The 15,631-nt window shown below is 60.7% G+C and carries 13 protein-coding genes and 5 pseudogenes; 14 read left to right on the top strand and 4 right to left on the bottom strand.

What is annotated here, in order from left to right:
• Positions 1-38: 38 nt before the first annotated feature.
• The 3 genes and pseudogenes from murJ to ACCQ13_RS10880 all read left to right on the top strand — a co-directional run.
• Entirely contained in the window at positions 39-1,622 is a 1,584-nt protein-coding gene (murJ, locus tag ACCQ13_RS10890; RefSeq protein ID WP_208800355.1) for a murein biosynthesis integral membrane protein MurJ, read from the top strand.
• A gap of 138 nt (positions 1,623-1,760) precedes the next feature.
• On the top strand, positions 1,761-1,934 hold the full coding sequence (locus tag ACCQ13_RS10885) for a hypothetical protein (RefSeq protein WP_158251469.1): 174 nt from the start codon (positions 1,761-1,763) through the stop codon (positions 1,932-1,934).
• A 195-nt stretch (positions 1,935-2,129) separates the two neighbouring features.
• Positions 2,130-2,969: pseudogene (locus ACCQ13_RS10880) on the top strand (cysteine peptidase family C39 domain-containing protein); the annotation flags it as partial.
• Positions 2,970-2,979: 10 nt separating this feature from the next.
• Here the strand turns inward: ACCQ13_RS10880 and ACCQ13_RS10875 are convergent.
• Positions 2,980-4,529, bottom strand: a protein-coding gene (locus ACCQ13_RS10875; protein ID WP_372372042.1) for an IS3 family transposase whose coding sequence is annotated in 2 segments (ribosomal slippage) — positions 2,980-4,076 and positions 4,076-4,529 — 1,551 coding nt in all. Because the reading frame shifts where the segments join, the coding sequence is not laid out codon by codon here.
• A 54-nt stretch (positions 4,530-4,583) separates the two neighbouring features.
• Between ACCQ13_RS10875 and ACCQ13_RS10870 the strand changes: the two are divergent.
• From ACCQ13_RS10870 to ACCQ13_RS10850, 5 genes and pseudogenes are all read left to right on the top strand, one after another.
• Positions 4,584-5,885 (top strand): annotated as a pseudogene (locus ACCQ13_RS10870) (peptidase domain-containing ABC transporter); the annotation flags it as partial.
• Complete coding sequence (locus ACCQ13_RS10865) at positions 5,882-7,126, top strand: HlyD family secretion protein (protein ID WP_159407177.1); 1,245 nt, start codon at positions 5,882-5,884, stop codon at positions 7,124-7,126. The pseudogene ACCQ13_RS10870 and the gene ACCQ13_RS10865, both read left to right, overlap by 4 nt.
• Before the next feature lie 176 nt (positions 7,127-7,302).
• A pseudogene (locus ACCQ13_RS10860) lies at positions 7,303-8,059 on the top strand (transposase); the annotation flags it as partial.
• Positions 8,060-8,122: 63 nt separating this feature from the next.
• Positions 8,123-8,347, top strand: a pseudogene (locus tag ACCQ13_RS10855) (transposase); the annotation flags it as partial.
• Positions 8,330-8,679, top strand: a pseudogene (locus ACCQ13_RS10850) (integrase core domain-containing protein); the annotation flags it as partial. The pseudogenes ACCQ13_RS10855 and ACCQ13_RS10850, both read left to right, overlap by 18 nt.
• Positions 8,680-8,807: 128 nt before the next feature.
• Here ACCQ13_RS10850 and ACCQ13_RS10845 read toward each other — a convergent pair.
• Positions 8,808-9,245, bottom strand: a complete 438-nt coding sequence (locus ACCQ13_RS10845) for a hypothetical protein (RefSeq protein WP_104603268.1) — start codon at positions 9,243-9,245, stop codon at positions 8,808-8,810.
• Positions 9,246-9,409: 164 nt separating this feature from the next.
• Between ACCQ13_RS10845 and ACCQ13_RS10840 the strand changes: the two genes are divergently transcribed.
• The gene (locus ACCQ13_RS10840; RefSeq protein ID WP_274397279.1) at positions 9,410-10,177 is read left to right on the top strand and encodes a glutaminyl-peptide cyclotransferase; all 768 of its coding nucleotides are present in this window, start codon (positions 9,410-9,412) and stop codon (positions 10,175-10,177) included.
• 256 nt (positions 10,178-10,433) lie between these two features.
• Here ACCQ13_RS10840 and ACCQ13_RS10835 read toward each other — a convergent pair whose 3' ends face one another.
• Together ACCQ13_RS10835 and ACCQ13_RS10830 are read right to left on the bottom strand one after the other, a co-directional pair.
• Positions 10,434-11,234: an amidohydrolase gene (locus ACCQ13_RS10835; protein WP_274397168.1), complete on the bottom strand. Its 801-nt coding sequence runs from the start codon at positions 11,232-11,234 to the stop codon at positions 10,434-10,436.
• Between the two features lie 191 nt (positions 11,235-11,425).
• Positions 11,426-12,574, bottom strand: a complete 1,149-nt coding sequence (locus ACCQ13_RS10830) for a pyridoxal phosphate-dependent aminotransferase (RefSeq protein WP_104603264.1) — start codon at positions 12,572-12,574, stop codon at positions 11,426-11,428.
• A gap of 247 nt (positions 12,575-12,821) precedes the next feature.
• Between ACCQ13_RS10830 and ccmA the strand changes: the two genes are divergently transcribed.
• The 5 genes from ccmA (at position 12,822) to ccmE (ending at position 15,615) form a co-directional block, all read left to right on the top strand.
• Entirely contained in the window at positions 12,822-13,466 is a 645-nt protein-coding gene (gene ccmA / locus ACCQ13_RS10825; RefSeq protein ID WP_104603263.1) for a heme ABC exporter ATP-binding protein CcmA, read from the top strand.
• Positions 13,463-14,155 carry a heme exporter protein CcmB gene (ccmB, locus tag ACCQ13_RS10820; RefSeq protein ID WP_104603262.1) on the top strand — a complete coding sequence of 231 codons (693 nt, stop codon included), beginning with the start codon at positions 13,463-13,465 and terminating at the stop codon, positions 14,153-14,155. The genes ccmA and ccmB overlap by 4 nt, the downstream gene beginning before the upstream one ends.
• 94 nt (positions 14,156-14,249) lie before the next feature.
• Complete coding sequence (locus ACCQ13_RS10815; RefSeq protein WP_104603261.1) at positions 14,250-15,002, top strand: heme ABC transporter permease; 753 nt, start codon at positions 14,250-14,252, stop codon at positions 15,000-15,002.
• Entirely contained in the window at positions 14,999-15,169 is a 171-nt protein-coding gene (locus ACCQ13_RS10810) for a heme exporter protein CcmD (protein WP_104603260.1), read from the top strand. The genes ACCQ13_RS10815 and ACCQ13_RS10810 overlap by 4 nt, the downstream gene beginning before the upstream one ends.
• The gene (gene ccmE / locus ACCQ13_RS10805; RefSeq protein WP_104603259.1) at positions 15,166-15,615 is read left to right on the top strand and encodes a cytochrome c maturation protein CcmE; all 450 of its coding nucleotides are present in this window, start codon (positions 15,166-15,168) and stop codon (positions 15,613-15,615) included. Before ACCQ13_RS10810 ends, ccmE begins: the two co-directional genes overlap by 4 nt.
• Positions 15,616-15,631 lie beyond the last annotated feature (16 nt).

The raw sequence follows: 15,631 nt of genomic DNA, 5'->3' as shown, positions 1-15,631 counted from the left end.
GGGCATTTAGGATGAAGCGGGATGCTGGGCGCTCGGGATTGTTTCGCAGTCTGATTTCTTTTAGCTCAATGACGCTTGTGTCGCGCGTGCTGGGCCTAATTCGTGATTTAACTATCAATGCCTCCTTTGGCGCAACTGCCGCGAGCGATGCGTTCTGGGTAGCGTTCCGAATCCCAAATTTTCTCAGACGACTATTCGCTGAAGGATCGTTTGCTAGCGCATTTGTTCCCGTATTGGTGGAAGTCAAGTCGCGTCGTCCTCAAGAGCTTCCTGCTTTCGTAGCCAATATGCTGGGGATACTCGGGGCTGCCTTGCTTGTAGTCACTGCTGCAGGCGTCTTGCTGGCACCTTCAGTGGCTTCAGTCTTCAGCTTCGGCGATACGGATGGGGAAAAGGCTCAGCTCACAAGTGAACTGCTTAGAATAACATTCCCATTCATTTTCTTCGTCTCCTTGACAGCCCTGGCTGGAAGTATTCTCAACAGCTTTCAGAAGTTTGCAATACCAGCATTAACTCCGGTTATTCTCAATATCTGCATGATAATTGGTGCGGTATGGGGCTCAAAAGTCGCTAACCCTCCCATTGTGGCCATGGGCTGGGCAGTACTGATCGCCGGAATACTTCAATTGATATTCCAGATACCTTCGTTAGCGCGTCTCGGTTTGTTTGTTTGGCCAAGATGGAACTGGCGGGACTCGGAGGTGCGAAAAGTACTTCGCTTGATGGTACCAACGCTTTTTGGCTCTTCGGTAGCTCAAGTGAATCTCCTGTTTGATACATTCCTGGCGGCCGCCTTAGTTGCTGGATCCCAGACTTGGCTTACACAGGCTGACAGATTCCTTGAGCTTCCTCTAGGACTGTTCGGGATCGCACTCGGCACAGTGATTTTACCCACGCTGTCGCGTCACCATGTCTCAAATGACGGGGGGGCATTTAACGATACGTTGGACTGGGGCATGCGTGTCACTCTGATGATTTCAGCTCCCGCTATGGTCGGACTCGCAACCCTGGCGGAGCCTTTGGTGGCGACGATGTTCCAGCGTGGGAAGTTCACGGCATTCGATACCAATATGGCGGGGATGTCAGTGCTCGCGCTCAGCGTCGGCCTCCCGGCGTTCGCTCTCGTTAAGGTCTTGGTACCTGCATTCTTTTCTCGACAGGACACAAGTACCCCAGTCAGGGCTGGCATTGCGTCACTTGTCGCCAACGCCGTCTTCAATGTGGTGCTGCTTGGCGCACTCCTATCTTATAAAGCCCAAGATTGGCGTGACCGCGGTCTAATGGAAACGCTGGCGAGCACACCTGGCCTACATGTGGCGCTCGGACTGGCGAGTGCGCTGGCCAGCTATGTTAATGTCTTACTTCTATGGTCGGCACTTACAAAGCAGAAAGGCTACATTCGCTCGACAGGGTGGATCAGTTTCTTACTCCGCCTTTGCGCTTCGTGCATTTTAATGGGGTGTGCCATCTATTGCGGCCTGTATTTCGCACCAGATTTTACCTTGTCAGCGGAGGTAGTCAGGATTGGTTGGCTGACAGCATTGGTCGCCCTCGGTTCGAGCGTATACGTACTTTCAATGCTTGCATTCGGCTTCCGTCCCTCCGATCTCTCAAAGCTGTAGATTCAACTGTTTAGAGACATATTTCTGGCGATCTGATCGTTACCGAATCTCTCTGGTTGTTCTGGAGAGCCTGCGTCGCCCCTTCATGAAGAAGGGGCGATCATCTTAATGCTATGTATAACAAATGGAGATTGAAGTATGCGCATCATGAACATGAACGAGATTCAGCAAGTTGGCGGCGGCTTCAGCGAGAACGTCATCACTGTGATTGATAACGGCGAAACCAGCTACGAGGCCCTCAACTGGCAAGGCGCGTTGGAGATCGCGTTTTACTACAACCTTGCCGGACATACCACTCAGAATCTTCGCTAAAGTAGTGGGCTCCCTTCGATAAGAAGGGAGCCATTTTGTGGTGTAGATGCGCCTCTCAGAGCTCTGCCAATTTAGTTATATGGACGTGTTTCCGTTGCTGCGAGGACGGATCCCTCCCTGGATCACTCCTGAGCTCAGAGTCGCTCTCTGCACGAAACCACACACCCACTTCAACCGGACTCTGAAGCGAGTTGCATGGATACGGTAGTTCAGTCTGAAGCCGCTGAATGCGGACTTGCCTGCTTGGCAATGATTGCTTCACATTACGGGAATCGCATAGGTTTACGAGAGCTTCGCCGACGTCATTCTCCTTCGCTAAAAGGTGCGACGCTCTCTCAAGTGATGGACATCGCAGCTCAGATGGGCCTTATGTGCCGCCCATTGCGATTGGATCTAGAGCATCTCACCGAATTGCAGCTCCCCTGCATCCTGCACTGGGATCTGAATCACTTTGTCGTACTCACACGTGTCCGCAAGCGCGACGTCACAGTCTTTGATCCTGCGTTCGGAAAGCGATCGCTTCCCTTGACAGAGTTCTCGCAGCACTTCACCGGAGTTGCCTTGGAGCTTAGCCCGGGAGCAGAGATGCGACCCATGGAACGCCCTCCAGCGATCGCGATCTCGCAGTTGACAGGAAGAGTCAGCGGCTTGTGGCGCGCATTCATGCTCGTCCTAGCGCTTTCGTTGGCACTACAAGTGTTCGTTCTGCTTGCGCCATTTTTCATGCAGTGGGTCGTCGACCAGGCGTTGATCGCGGCTGACCGAGATCTATTGACGGTCCTCGGCCTCGGTTTCGGATTGGCGCTGCTGCTTCAAGTTAGCATCGGTGTTGTGCGAGGGTGGGCGGTAATCCATCTGTCCAATCGTCTCGGCCTGCAATGGACAGGAAACGTCTTTAGTCATTTGATCCGATTGCCTCTGGGCTTCTACGAGAAGCGACATCTAGGCGACATCACCTCTCGCATGAATAGCGTGCAAGCAATTCAACGGACCCTGACTACAAGTTTCGTTGAGGCGGTGATTGTCAACATAGTTGTCCGCTATTTCATGCTGCCAACTTCATGTCATCGGGTGCTTTTCTATCGTCGTTATCCGGGTTCAGCCACACCGCGCCGACAGGCGTCCAGTTGCGCGTGGCGCGTCCGCGCCAGCGGCTTGGATGACGCATGGCGGCCTCTTGGTACACGTCCGCGCGTGCGGCCAGGATGGCCTGGTCGCGTCGCTCATGGCGCTCGTGCGGCGTCACGAATCGGATGCCACTGTGGCGGTGCTCGTTGTTGTACCAGTCCACGAAGCCCGCCACCCAACTGCGCGCGCAGGTGATGTCGGTAAACGGCCTGCTCGGATACGACGGCGCGTACTTCAGCGTGCGGAACAGCGCCTCTGAGTAAGGGTTGTCGTCACTCACCCGTGGACGGCTGAAGGACGGGGTCACATGAAGGCTCTGCAAGGTGGCCAGCATCGTTGCCGCTTTCATCGGGCCGCCATTGTCAGCGTGCAGTACCAGCGTGTCGCGCGCCACCTGCTCTCGCATGCAGGCTTTCCCGATCAGCATCGATGCGTGGATGGCCAGCTCCTCGTGGTGGACCTCCCAGCCGACAATCTTGCGACTGTAGACGTCCAGGATCATATACAGCTTGAAGAACTGGCCTTTCACCGTCGAAGGCAGATAAGTGATATCCCATGACCAGACCTGGCGAGGGGCATCGGCACGCACCGCCATCGGTTTAGCCACAGTTCGCGGGGCGGCGGCGCGACCACGGCGATTGACTTGCCCACGCGCACGCAGCACGCGGTACATGCTTGATTCCGATGCGATGTAAATCCCCTGATCTGCCAGCCGGGGCACGATCTGCGAGGGGGGCAGGCTCTGGTAATCGGGCTGGTTGGCGACGGCCATGATGCGTTCCTTATCGACGCAGCTCAGCGCATGCGGGCAGTGCTTGGCCGCGCCTTTTCGAGCATCCACCAACGTGCTGGCACCGCGCCAACGGCGCAGCGTGCGGCAGCTGATGCCCAGCACCTGGCATGCCTTGATCTCGCGGGCACCGGCGGCCACTGCCTCGGCGATCAACGTGACGGCTCTCTGTTTCAACGACGCGGGGATCAGACGTCCTCGTCGGTGCCCCAGAGAGCCTGGGCTTTTTTTGACAGCGTCAGCAGCGCTGCCGCCTCCGCCAGGGCGCGATCCTTGCGCAAAAGCTCCTTCTCAAGCTGCTTGACGCGCTTGCGCATCACCGTGGAAACCGCCCGCTCCGCTGCCGAGGCGCTCGACTGCATGGTCTCAAAGGCCTGCCGCCAGGCAGCGATCTGCTCGGGGTAGATGCCGTTCTCACGGCACCACGCCGAGCACTCGGCCTCGTTCATCGGCATCGTCTGGGCGACGGCTCTCAGTTTGGCTTTCACATCCCATTTGTCCGGCGAAGTAGCGGTGTCGGGCACGATATATCCTTGGCTGCGGATCTGTTTCTTCCACGCGTACAACGTGGGGGCGCTGATGCCAGTGTGACGGCTCAGGTCAGCAACGCTCTGATTGTTGGGGGGCATCATCCGCCGGACGATCTGGTCTTTGAGTTCGGGGCTGTAGCGGGCCATCGGGCTCTCCATCTGAGGATTCAGGGGAGCGGACAACTATCGTGACATGGGGGGGAGGCATTGATTGATGGCCTGATGGCTATCGTCACACTTGGGATGATGCTGCTCTACAGCTGGAAGCTTGCGTTAGCAACGTTGTTCGCAGTCGCGCTCTATCTCGTAGCACGCTCGATGGCATTTCGTACGCTGCGAGACGGCACAGAGCAGCAACTGATCGCATCGGCCCGTCAGCAGAGTCATCTACTGGAAACTATTCGCGGCGTGCAGTCGATAAAAATTGCAGGTAAGGAAACTCAACGTCGCTCGGGCTACTACAACCTTATCAACGAAACCGTCAATCGTGAAGTTTTTCTGGCGCGAATCGGCTTGATCTTTAGCAGCACCAGCCAACTTATCTTTGGCATGGAACGCATCGCAGTTATCTGGATCGGTGCGATACTGGCGATGCAGAACGTTTTCTCAGTGGGCATGCTCATCGCCTATCTCGCTTACAAGGATCAGTTCTCTCAGCGAATCAGCGGATTGATCGACAAGTGGATGGAGTTTCGAATGCTGCGGCTGCATGGCGAACGCCTCTCTGACATAGTTCTAGCCGATCCCGAAGCTACCAGGGGAGAAGCAGTTAACGAGGACTTGCCTATCGATTTGCGCATTGAGGTAAAGGGTTTAGGGTTTCGATATGCTTCAGGAGAACCGTGGATCATTCGGGACTGCAGCTTCACGATTGAGCCTGGAGAGTCGGTAGCTATTGTTGGAGCATCCGGCTGCGGAAAGACCACCTTGCTAAAGCTATTGCTTGGGCTACTTACTCCTACCGAGGGAATAATATGCATAGGTGGAATTCCTTTAACTAAGATAGGAATGGAGAAATATCGCCGCATCATTGGTGCCGTCATGCAGGAAGATCAGCTGTTTGCTGGAAGCATTTGCGAGAACATCGCCTTTGGCGATGAAAGTGTGGACGAAGGGCGAGTGCAAGATGCGGCCAAACTCGCGGCAGTGCATGCCGACATTGCCGCGATGCCAATGGGGTACAACAGCCTGATCGGTGACATGGGTACCACACTGTCGGGTGGTCAGAAGCAGCGGGTAATTCTGGCGCGGGCGCTGTATCGGAAGCCACTGTTACTGCTCCTGGACGAAGCTACTAGTAACCTCGACGTGGAGCGCGAACGTTTGGTAAACAATGCCGTGCGTCAGTTGAAACTGACTAGGGTAATCATTGCACACCGGCCTGAGACGATTGGGAGCGCTGATCGAGTTCTAGTTATGAATGAAGGTGCGATCGTGCACGACCTAAGGCCTTCTGAGCCTCATGGGACAGAGCAGCAGTTGGCCAGTGCGGTGACGGCATGAGCGGGCTGTTTCGTCGAGAGGTCCTCGAAGCAAAGCGAGTAAGTTGGCTTGGAGGCATCTCACTAGCCCAGCCCGTCAGGCTATGGGTGCTGGCAACCTTGGCCGTCGTTTCCGCTAGTGTGGTAATAGGATTTGTTGTGTTCGGTGAGTACACGCGTCGGTCTAAGGTTGAGGGTGAACTCGTTCCCGACCTTGGCCTTTCGACCGTGGTGGCACCCGCGGCCGGTGTCATCGCGACCCTGCATGCAGAAGAAGGCGACCATGTGCAGCGACAGGCCGCCTTGCTCCTCATTAACGTGCCACGGATCACTGCAGCCGGCGATGATGCGCTGAAGGTTCTGCGTGATGGTCAAGTGACCCGGCTGGTGAGCTTGGAGAGGCTTCAGGATGCTAAAGAGCAACAGCTGCAGGCTCAGGAGCGCGGCACGCAACGACAGCGAGACGCATTGCGTCGGGAGCTTACGCAGATCGCAAGTGAGATACACACTCGTGGCGAACAGGTGCGTATAGGTCAGGAGACGCTAAAGCGCTATCGTCAGGTCGCAGATCAACGGTACGTGAGTGTGGTACAGATCAATCAGCAAGAACAATCGATGCTGGACCTACTCAATGCTCAGCAGGCACTACAGCGGCAAGCGACATCGTTGCGCCGAACCCTTGCTCAGCTGGACCAGTCGCTGGCCGAGCTTCCTGAACAGCGGCGTGCCGCTCGCGCCGAGACTGAGCGCGACTTTGCGACGCTCAGTCAGGAAACCGTTCAGATTGAGGCCAAAGGTGAGTTGCTACTGCGTGCCCCAGTCGGCGGCTTGGTTGCCAGCCGGCTGGTAGAAGCAGGCCAAGCTGTGCAAGCTGGCCAACCTATTCTTAGCTTGTTGCCTGATGGATCAATGCTGCGCGCCCAGTTGGTGGTTCCGAGCGCAGCGATTGGGTTCATCAAGCCCGGCGATCACGTACTCTTGCGCTACCAAGCCTATCCCTATCAGAAGTTTGGCCGTCACGAGGGTAGAGTGCTTCGTGTTTCTCGGAGCGCGGTTGCGGCTAGCAACGCCCAGGGACAGGCAAGCGAACCCGTCTATCGAGTCCTTGTTTCGTTGGATCAGCAAACTGTCCTCGCATATGGCATACGGGAAGCGTTACGGCCAGGTATGCGCTTGGAAGCAGACATCATGGGGGAGCGCCGACGGATATACGAGTGGATTCTAGAACCCCTTTACTCAGTGGCAGGCAAAGTCGGTGGCTAAAGCTCAAATTCCAGGATGAAATGCTTTTTATGGCTCATCGCGGATTCGTGTGGGTGCCTTGAGACCCTTGAAGCTGCATTGAGCCTTGCAAACAGGCCATTCCCGACGGTAATCCCCCCGCAGGTTAGCAGCAGCTATAAGTGGAATTTTCTCGTAACCTACCCCGAGGAGATCCCATGAAGAAATCACGATTCACCGACAGCCAGATCATCGCCGTACTCAAGCAGGCCGAGGCCGGGACACCCGTTCCTGACCTCTGCCGGCAGCACGGCATCAGCTCGGCAACGTTCTACAAGTGGCGCAGCAAGTTCGGTGGCATGGACGCCTCGATGGTGTCCCAGCTCAAGGAACTACAGGATGAGAATCGGCGTCTGAAGAAGATGTACGCCGACGCGCAGCTCAGCGCTGAGCTGCTGAAGGAAGCCCTCGCAAAAAAATGGTAAGGCCATCTCAGCGCCGCGAGATGGCCCGGCAAGCGGTCAAAGAAGGCATCACCAGTATGGCGCACGCCTGCATGACGTTCGGCGTGATCCAGACCTGCTACCGCTACCAGGCAAAGGCCAGCGACGAGAACGCAATCATCGCTGACTGGCTGGTGAGGCCGACCAGTGCTTACCGGGACTGGGGCTTCAGCCTGTGCTTCATGCACCTTCGCAACGTCAAAGGTTCAAATGAAACCACAAGCGTGTTTACCGCATCTACCGCGAGTTGGAGTTGAATCTGCGCATCAAGCCGCGTAAGCGCATCATCCGTGAAACGCCGGCGCCTCTGGCGGTGCCTGACGTAGTCAACGACACTTGGTCGATGGATTTCATGCACGATCAGCTTGCAGACGGACGCAGCTTCCGGCTGCTCAATGCGCTGGATGACTTCAACCGAGAATGGTTGGCGATGGAAGTTGATATCTCCCTGCCTGCCGCTCGCGCGCGACGTCCCCCCGATTTTGAGTAGCACGCCAGTCTAGAGTCCAATTGCCTACCCCGAAGGAGATTGGACGTGAAGAAGCGTTTTACTGACGAGCAGGTTATCGGCTTTCTGCGTGAGGCAGAAAGCGGCGTGGCGATCAAGGATCTGTGCCGGCGCCACGGCTTCAGCGAGGCCTCGTACTACTTGTGGCGCAGCAAGTTCGGTGGGATGAGCGTGCCTGATGCCAAGCGGCTCAAGGACTTGGAGGCCGAGAACACGCGCCTGAAGAAGCTGCTCGCCGAGCAGGTGATCCAATGGCGCGGAAAACCCGCGCCATACGCTGTGACAACGGTCCGGAGTACATCAGTGGTGCGCTGCAGGCATGCGCCGGGAGGCAGGGCATCGCGTTGCTATACATCCAGCCAGGCAACCCACAGCAGAACGCCTAAATCGAACGCTACAACCGCACCGTGCGCTACGCCTGGCTTGCCAGCAACCTCTTTAACGATATTTAGCAGGTACAGGACATTGCCACCCGCTGGCTATGGACTTACAACAACAAGCGCCCGAATATGGCGCTCGGAGGCATCACGCCGATGCAGGCTCTCAACAGACGAACGTCTGGTCAGCTTGCGTTGGCTGCTTAGTTCCACTTTTGGCGGCTGCTGAAAACGGGGGGATTACCCTGCATCGACAAGTGTGCAGTACGACACCGCAACGCAGATGCCCGACGCTACGCACCGATACGCGGTACGCGCGTCTTCGAAGTCACTGCTTACTTACGGCGTTCGATCACGAAATTGCCGACGCTGACGCCCAGGTCCACACCTTCGCCGGTGCCGGCAAGCGCCAGCGAAATATCGCCCTTGGTGACCACCTGTGCGGTGCTGGACTTCACCACGCCCGCATGCGCCTCGGCAGCGGCATAGGTGCCGAACAGATCGTCGAGTTTGTAGGCGCCGGAGAAGCTGCCGCGGCCGCCCGTGATCTTGGACTTGCCGACCGTCAGGCCGCCGCCCTTGCTGGAAATCTTGACCGGGATCACCGCGCCATTGTCGCACCGGATGATGCCGGTACCGCTGGCGGTCTTGTAGAACACCGACCAGCCGGACAGGTTGAACGACAGCTTGCAATCGATGTTGCCGGCCGCCTGCGCCTGCGGCGTCAGCGTTGCGGCGCCAAGCAGCGCGAGAAGAGACAGGGACTTAATCATGTAGGCGGTGCCGATGGTGGACGTGGAGCGAGACTAGCAGCGCCGATGTGGCAGCCGCGACAACGCCGGCCTACCGATGCGAACACCGTTCAGCGCAGCATTAGCTCGCCCCCGCCACGACCGCTGCCGCTACAAACCACCCAGGGGCATGGGATCATGGCGGCATGTCACGCCCTGCCCTCCTGCTGTTTGCCGCCGTCCTGCTGTCGCCGCTAGCGCATGGCGCCGAGGCGATTCCCGTCCAGGGCTATACCGTGGTGCGGGCGTATCCGCACGACACCACAGCCTTCACCGAAGGCCTGTTCCATCACGATGGCTATCTCTACGAAAGCACCGGCGAGCTGGGCAGGTCGCGGGTGCGTAAGGTCGAGCTGGACAGCGGCCGGGTACTGCAGCAGGTGGAGACGCCGCCGCCCTACTTCGGCGAAGGCATCGTGGCCTGGCAGGACCAGCTGATCCAGCTGACCTGGCGCAACCAGCGCGGCTTCATCTACGACCTGGCTACACTGACGCGACGCGGCCAGTTCAGCTATCCCGGCGAAGGCTGGGCACTGACCAGCGACGCGCACACGCTGTACATGAGCGACGGCAGCGCCACCATTCGCAAGCTCGATCCGCAAACCCTCAAGCAGATCGGCAGCATCCATGTCACCGCACGCGGCCGGCCGCTGGACAACCTCAACGAGCTGGAATGGGTCAAGGGCCAGCTGCTGGCCAATGTCTGGCTGACCACCCGCATCGCGCGGATCGACCCGGCCAGCGGCAAGGTCATCGCCTGGATCGACCTCAAGGCGCTGGTGCCGGATGCGGACACCCTGACCGACCCCACCAACGACGTGCTCAACGGCATTGCCTACGATGCCGAACACGACCGCCTGTTCGTCACCGGCAAGCGGTGGCCGAAGATCTATGAGATCAAGGTGGGTGAGTAGCCGGGAATCGGGAATCGGGAATTGGGAATTGGGAATCGTAAGAGCGACATCGTCGGCGCTGATGACGGTGCCGGCGAATTGAGATTGTGCAACCGTGTTTTACAGATGCCAGGGGCTTTTGGCTAACGGGCTAACGCAGGCGGGAACGCTCCTGCCCATGCTCAGAACCCAAAGCCGCGCAAACCAGACATCAAGATCAGACAATGCCCAACACACCAGCCCAGCGCTTTACCGATTCCCGATTCCCGATTCCCGATTACTCCGGGAAGATGAAGGCATCAGCATCCAGCATCGCGGGGAAGCGGGCGCGGTGGTCGACCAGGGCGGCGGCGCTGATGGTGGTGGTGACCACCTGTTCGCGCTCGCGGATTTCCACCTGCGGCTGGCCGAGGAAATCGATCACCGCGCTGTCGCCGGCGTAGTGCAGCTGATTGCCGTCCACGCCGATGCGGTTGACGGCGGCGACGAAGCACAGGTTCTCGATCGCACGTGCGCGCAACAGCGTCTTCCAGGCGTAGGCGCGTGCCGACGGCCAGTTGGCCACGAACAGCTGCAGGTCGAAATCCATCTGGCCCGGGCGCTCCACATCGAAGCGGTTGCGGCAAAACACCGGAAAACGCAGGTCATAGCAAACCTGCGGATTGATCCGCCAACCCTTCCAGTCGACGCAGAGGCGGTCGCGTCCGGCCGCATAACGCAGATGCTCGTTGCCGAAACGGAACAGGTGGCGCTTGTCGTAGAACTGCAACGCGCCGTCGGGCGTGGCCCACAACAGGCGATTGAACACACCGTGCTCGGTGCGCAACTGTACGCTACCGGTCACCGCCGCCGCCAGCCGCGCCGCCTGCGCGCGCACCCAGTCCACGGTCGGCCCGTCCATGCCTTCGGCCTTGTCGATGGCATCGTTGGAAAACCCGCTGGTAAAGGTCTCCGGCAGGATCACCAGATCGGTCTGCCCGGCCAGCGGCTGCAGCAATGCAGCGTAATAGTCGCGATTACCAGCCGGATCGTGCCAGCGGGTGTCGCCTTGGATCAGGGAGATGCGAAGGTCGTTCATGGTGAGACTCGGGAATGGAGACTCGGGAATGGAGACTCGGGAATGGAGAATCGGGAATGGAGAATCGGGAATCGGGAATCGAACGGCGGTCTAATGAGGGCGTTATGTCATCGAGCCAAGTGTAGATTCAGATCAAAAAGCGGCCAACCGCTCTTACGATTCCCGATTCCCGATTCCCGATTCCCAGCTCGTCAGAGCCTGCGCAAACGCGCGATCGCCGCATCCAGCGTGGCATCGTTCTTGGCGAAGCACAGCCGTGCCAGGCGTTGCCCGGCCGGGGCATTCTCGTAGAACGGCGATAGCGGGATCGCGGCCACGCCCTTCTCGGTCGTCAGCCACTTCACGAAGTCGGTGTCGGGCAGATCGCTGATCGCCGAGTAATCCACCAGCTGGAAATAGCCGCCGGGCACCGGCAGCGGCGTCAGGCGCGTGGTCGCCAGCTGCTCGCGGAAGCGGTCGCGCTTGGCCTGGTAGAACGCGCCCAGCTGCTCGTCGTGCTCGGGCTCGTCGCGGATCATCGCGGCGAAGGCGTGCTGGGCCGGGCCGAAGCTGGTGAAGGTGTTGTACTGGTGCACCTTGCGAAATTCGGCGGTGAGCGCCGGCGGCGCGATCGCATAGCCGATCTTCCAGCCGGTGCAGTGGTAGGTCTTGCCGAAGCTGGAAATCACGAACGCGCGCTCGCGCAGTTCCGGCCAGCGCAATACCGACTCATGGCGGCGGCCGTCGAACACGATGTGTTCGTAGACCTCGTCCGAGAGCAGGAAGATGTCGGTGCCACGCAGCAGTTCGGCCAGGGTCTGCAGGTCGTCGGCCGAGAGCATCGCGCCGGACGGGTTGTGCGGAGAGTTAATCATCAGCAGGCGCGTCTTGGGCGTGACCGCCGCGCGCAGCGCGTCCCAGTCCACCGCGAAGGTCTGCGGGTGCAGCGCCACGTGCACGGCGCGCGCGCCGGCCAGATCGATCGCCGGCTCGTAGCAGTCGTAGGCCGGGTCCAGCACGATCACCTCTTCGCCCGCACGCACCACTGCGTGGATGGCGTTGAAGATCGCCTCGGTGGCGCCGCTGGTCACGGTGATTTCGGTATCGGCATCCACCTGCGCGCCGTAGCAACGCTGTGCCTTGCCGGCGATGGCTTGGCGCAGCGCGGCCACGCCGGTCATGGGCGGATACTGGTTGTGGCCGGCCGCCATGGCCCTGGTCAGTTCGTCGACCAGCCGCTGTGGCACCGCGAAATCGGGAAAGCCCTGGCCCAGGTTGACCGCGCCGTGCTCGGCCGCCAGCTGCGACATGACGGTGAAGATGGTGGTGCCCACCTTGGGCAGCTTGGTCGTGAGGGGCATCGCACCTGTCCGGTCGGCAATCGGGGGGACCGCGAGTGTACGCAAAGCGGCCCGGCCGGTGCGCCCGGCAGCGGGCAAAACAGCGTTCCCTGACACATTGCGCGGCGCATCCGCCCCCCCGGCAGCGGCCATCGTCGCTACAATGCGCGCCCTGTCCTGTCGCGCGGCGTGCCGGTCGTGCGGACGCGATGGCCCGACACCCGCTCGCCCACCCCATGCCGTCCTGCGACGGGAGCCCGCTGCGCCGATGATCGAACCGCTGCACACTGCGCCCCCGCTGCTGGCGGCCCACGCGCTGGCCTTCAGCCGCAACGAAGAGCCGGTGTTCGGCCCGCTGGATTTCCACGTGGATGCCGGCGAAGCCCTGCTGGTGCAGGGCGATAACGGCGCCGGCAAGACCACGCTGCTACGGGTACTGGCCGGGCTGCTGCAGGTGGAGCGCGGGCAGATCCAGATCGACGGCAAGACCGCCCGGCGTGGCGACCGCAGCCGCTTCATGGCCTACCTGGGCCACCTGCCGGGCCTGAAGGCCGACCTCAGCACGCTGGAGAACCTGCATTTCCTGTGCGGCCTGCATGGCCGCCGGGCCAAGCAGATGCCCGGCAGCGCGCTGGCCATCGTCGGCCTGGCCGGCTACGAGGATGCGCTGGTGCGGCAGCTTTCCGCCGGCCAACGCAAGCGGCTGGGACTGGCGCGACTGTGGCTCTCGCCCGCTCCGCTGTGGCTGCTGGACGAGCCCTACGCCAACCTGGACCTGGACGGCATCACCCTGGTCAACCGAATGATCTCCGCGCACCTGCGCAGCGGTGGCGCGGCGCTGGTCACCACCCACGGCGCCTATGCAGCGCCGCCGGTACGCACGCGCATGCTCACCCTGGAGACCGCGGCATGACGCCGTCATCGCAACCGTCGTTGCTGCAAGCGGCCCGCGCGCTGGTGCGCCGCGATCTGCAACTGCTGTGGCGCCGTCGCAGCGACGCGCTGCAGCCGGCGCTGTTCGCACTGCTGATCGTGGTGTTGTTCGCGCTGGGCCTGGGTGGACGCCCGGACCTGCTGGCACAGGCCGCGCCGGCGGTGCTGTGGCTGTCGGTGTTGCTGGCCGGCCTGCTGTCGCTGGATGCCTTGTTCCGCAGCGACGTGGAAGATGGTTCGATGGAGCAATGGTTGCTGGCGCCGGTGCCGCTGGCCTGGTTGATCGCGGTGCGCGTGCTGTTGCATTGGGCCACCAGCGCGCTGCCGTTGATCGCGGTGACGCCGTTGCTGGGCGAATTGCTGCACCTGCCACATGACCAGTTGCCGGTGCTACTGGCATCGTTGGCGTTGGGGACACCGCTTCTGAGTCTGCTTGGTGCGGTGGTCGCGGCACTGACGGTCACCATGAAACGCTCTGGTATTCTGGTGGCGTTGCTGGCGTTGCCGCTGTACGTGCCGGTGCTGGTGTTCGGTGCCGGCAGCGTGGCGGCCAGCGGACAAGGGCAGGATGCGGTGGGTGCGTTGTTGCTGCTGGGCGCAGGGTTGGTGATCGGCATCGTGCTGGCACCGCTGGCGGCGGCGGCGGCGATCCGGATCTCGCTCAGCTGATCGCCGTTGCAGATGCGCCATCGATAGGACCCCGTAGGGTGTACGGTGGTGTCGTACCGGAAGCTGCCTCCATGCCAAGAGCCATCGCCATCGCATGAACTTCGTCGTCCGCTGGTTTCACCAACTCGCCTCCCCCCCGATCTTCGACCGTTTCACCGCGCGCTGGGCACCCTGGTGCTACGTGCTGGCCGCGCTGTTGCTGGGCGCGGGGATCTGGCAGGCCCTGTTCGCCGTGCCGGCCGATTACCAGCAGGGCGACAGCTTCCGTATTCTGTACATCCATGTTCCCAGCGCGTGGATGAGCCTGTTCGTGTTCGGGTTGATGGCGCTGTACGCGGCCATTGCGCTGATCTGGCGCATCAAGGTGTGCGAGATCCTGGCGATGGCGTGCGCACCGATCGGTGCGGCGTTCACCGTCATCACCCTGCTCACCGGCAGCATCTGGGGCAAGCCGATGTGGGGAACCTGGTGGGACTGGGACCCGCGCCTGACCACCGAACTGATCCTGCTGTTCCTGTACCTGGGCGTGATCGGCCTGTACCACGCCATCGACGACCGCCGCCAGGCGGCGCGCGCGGCCGGTTTGCTGGCGATCGTGGGCGTGGTGCTGTTGCCGGTGATCCGCTATTCGGTGGTGTGGTGGAATTCGCTGCACCAGGGCCAGAGCATCCGCCTGTTCGGTCCATCGACCATCGATGCCAGCATGTTGCTACCGCTGTGGCTGATGGTGATCGGCACCAAGTTCTGGTTCGCCGGTTCCCTGCTCACCCGCGCACGCGCCGACAACCTGCGCCGCGAAGCCGGCAAGGCCTGGATCGTGCGCGAGCCGCAGGATGCGGCCGCATGAGCTACCTGCCCTATGTCATCGCCGCCTACGCCGTGTTCGTGCTGGTGCTGCTGTGGGACCTGATCGCCGGCCACTGGCAGGTACGCCGCGCATTGAAGACCACGCAGGCACGCCGCCTGCGTGAGCGCAAGCGCACCCTGCCCAGCGACGCGGAGCTGGACCGATGAACCCGCAACGGCGCCGCCGCCTGTGGCTGGTACTCGCGTTGGTGTTGGCCGGTGGGCTGGCCACCACGCTGGTGGCGATGGCCCTGCAGCGCAACGTGGCCTATCTGTACACGCCGTCGGAAGTGCTGCGCGGCGATGCTGGCGAACACGCGCGTTTCCGACTGGGCGGCATGGTGGAAAAAGGCTCGTTCCAGCGCGCTTCCGGCTCGCTGGAAGCGCAGTTCCGCGTCACCGATGGCGATGCGCAGCTGCCGGTGCGCTACGACCGTATCCTGCCGGATCTGTTCCGCGAAGGTCAGGCAGTGGTGGCCACCGGGCGTATGCAGCAGGGCGTGTTCGTGGCCGAAGATGTGCTGGCCAAGCACGACGAAACCTATATGCCCAAGGAAGTCGCCGACAAGATGGGCAGTGCGCATCGCAAGCATCGGGTGGAGGAGAAGCAATGAGGGGGAGGCCTGTCGG

Source organism: Xanthomonas sp. NCPPB 1638, assembly GCF_041475635.2.
Lineage (GTDB): Bacteria > Pseudomonadota > Gammaproteobacteria > Xanthomonadales > Xanthomonadaceae > Xanthomonas > Xanthomonas cucurbitae.
The sequence above is the reverse complement of the archived record's forward strand: the minus strand, read 5'-3'. Positions and strand labels throughout refer to the sequence as shown.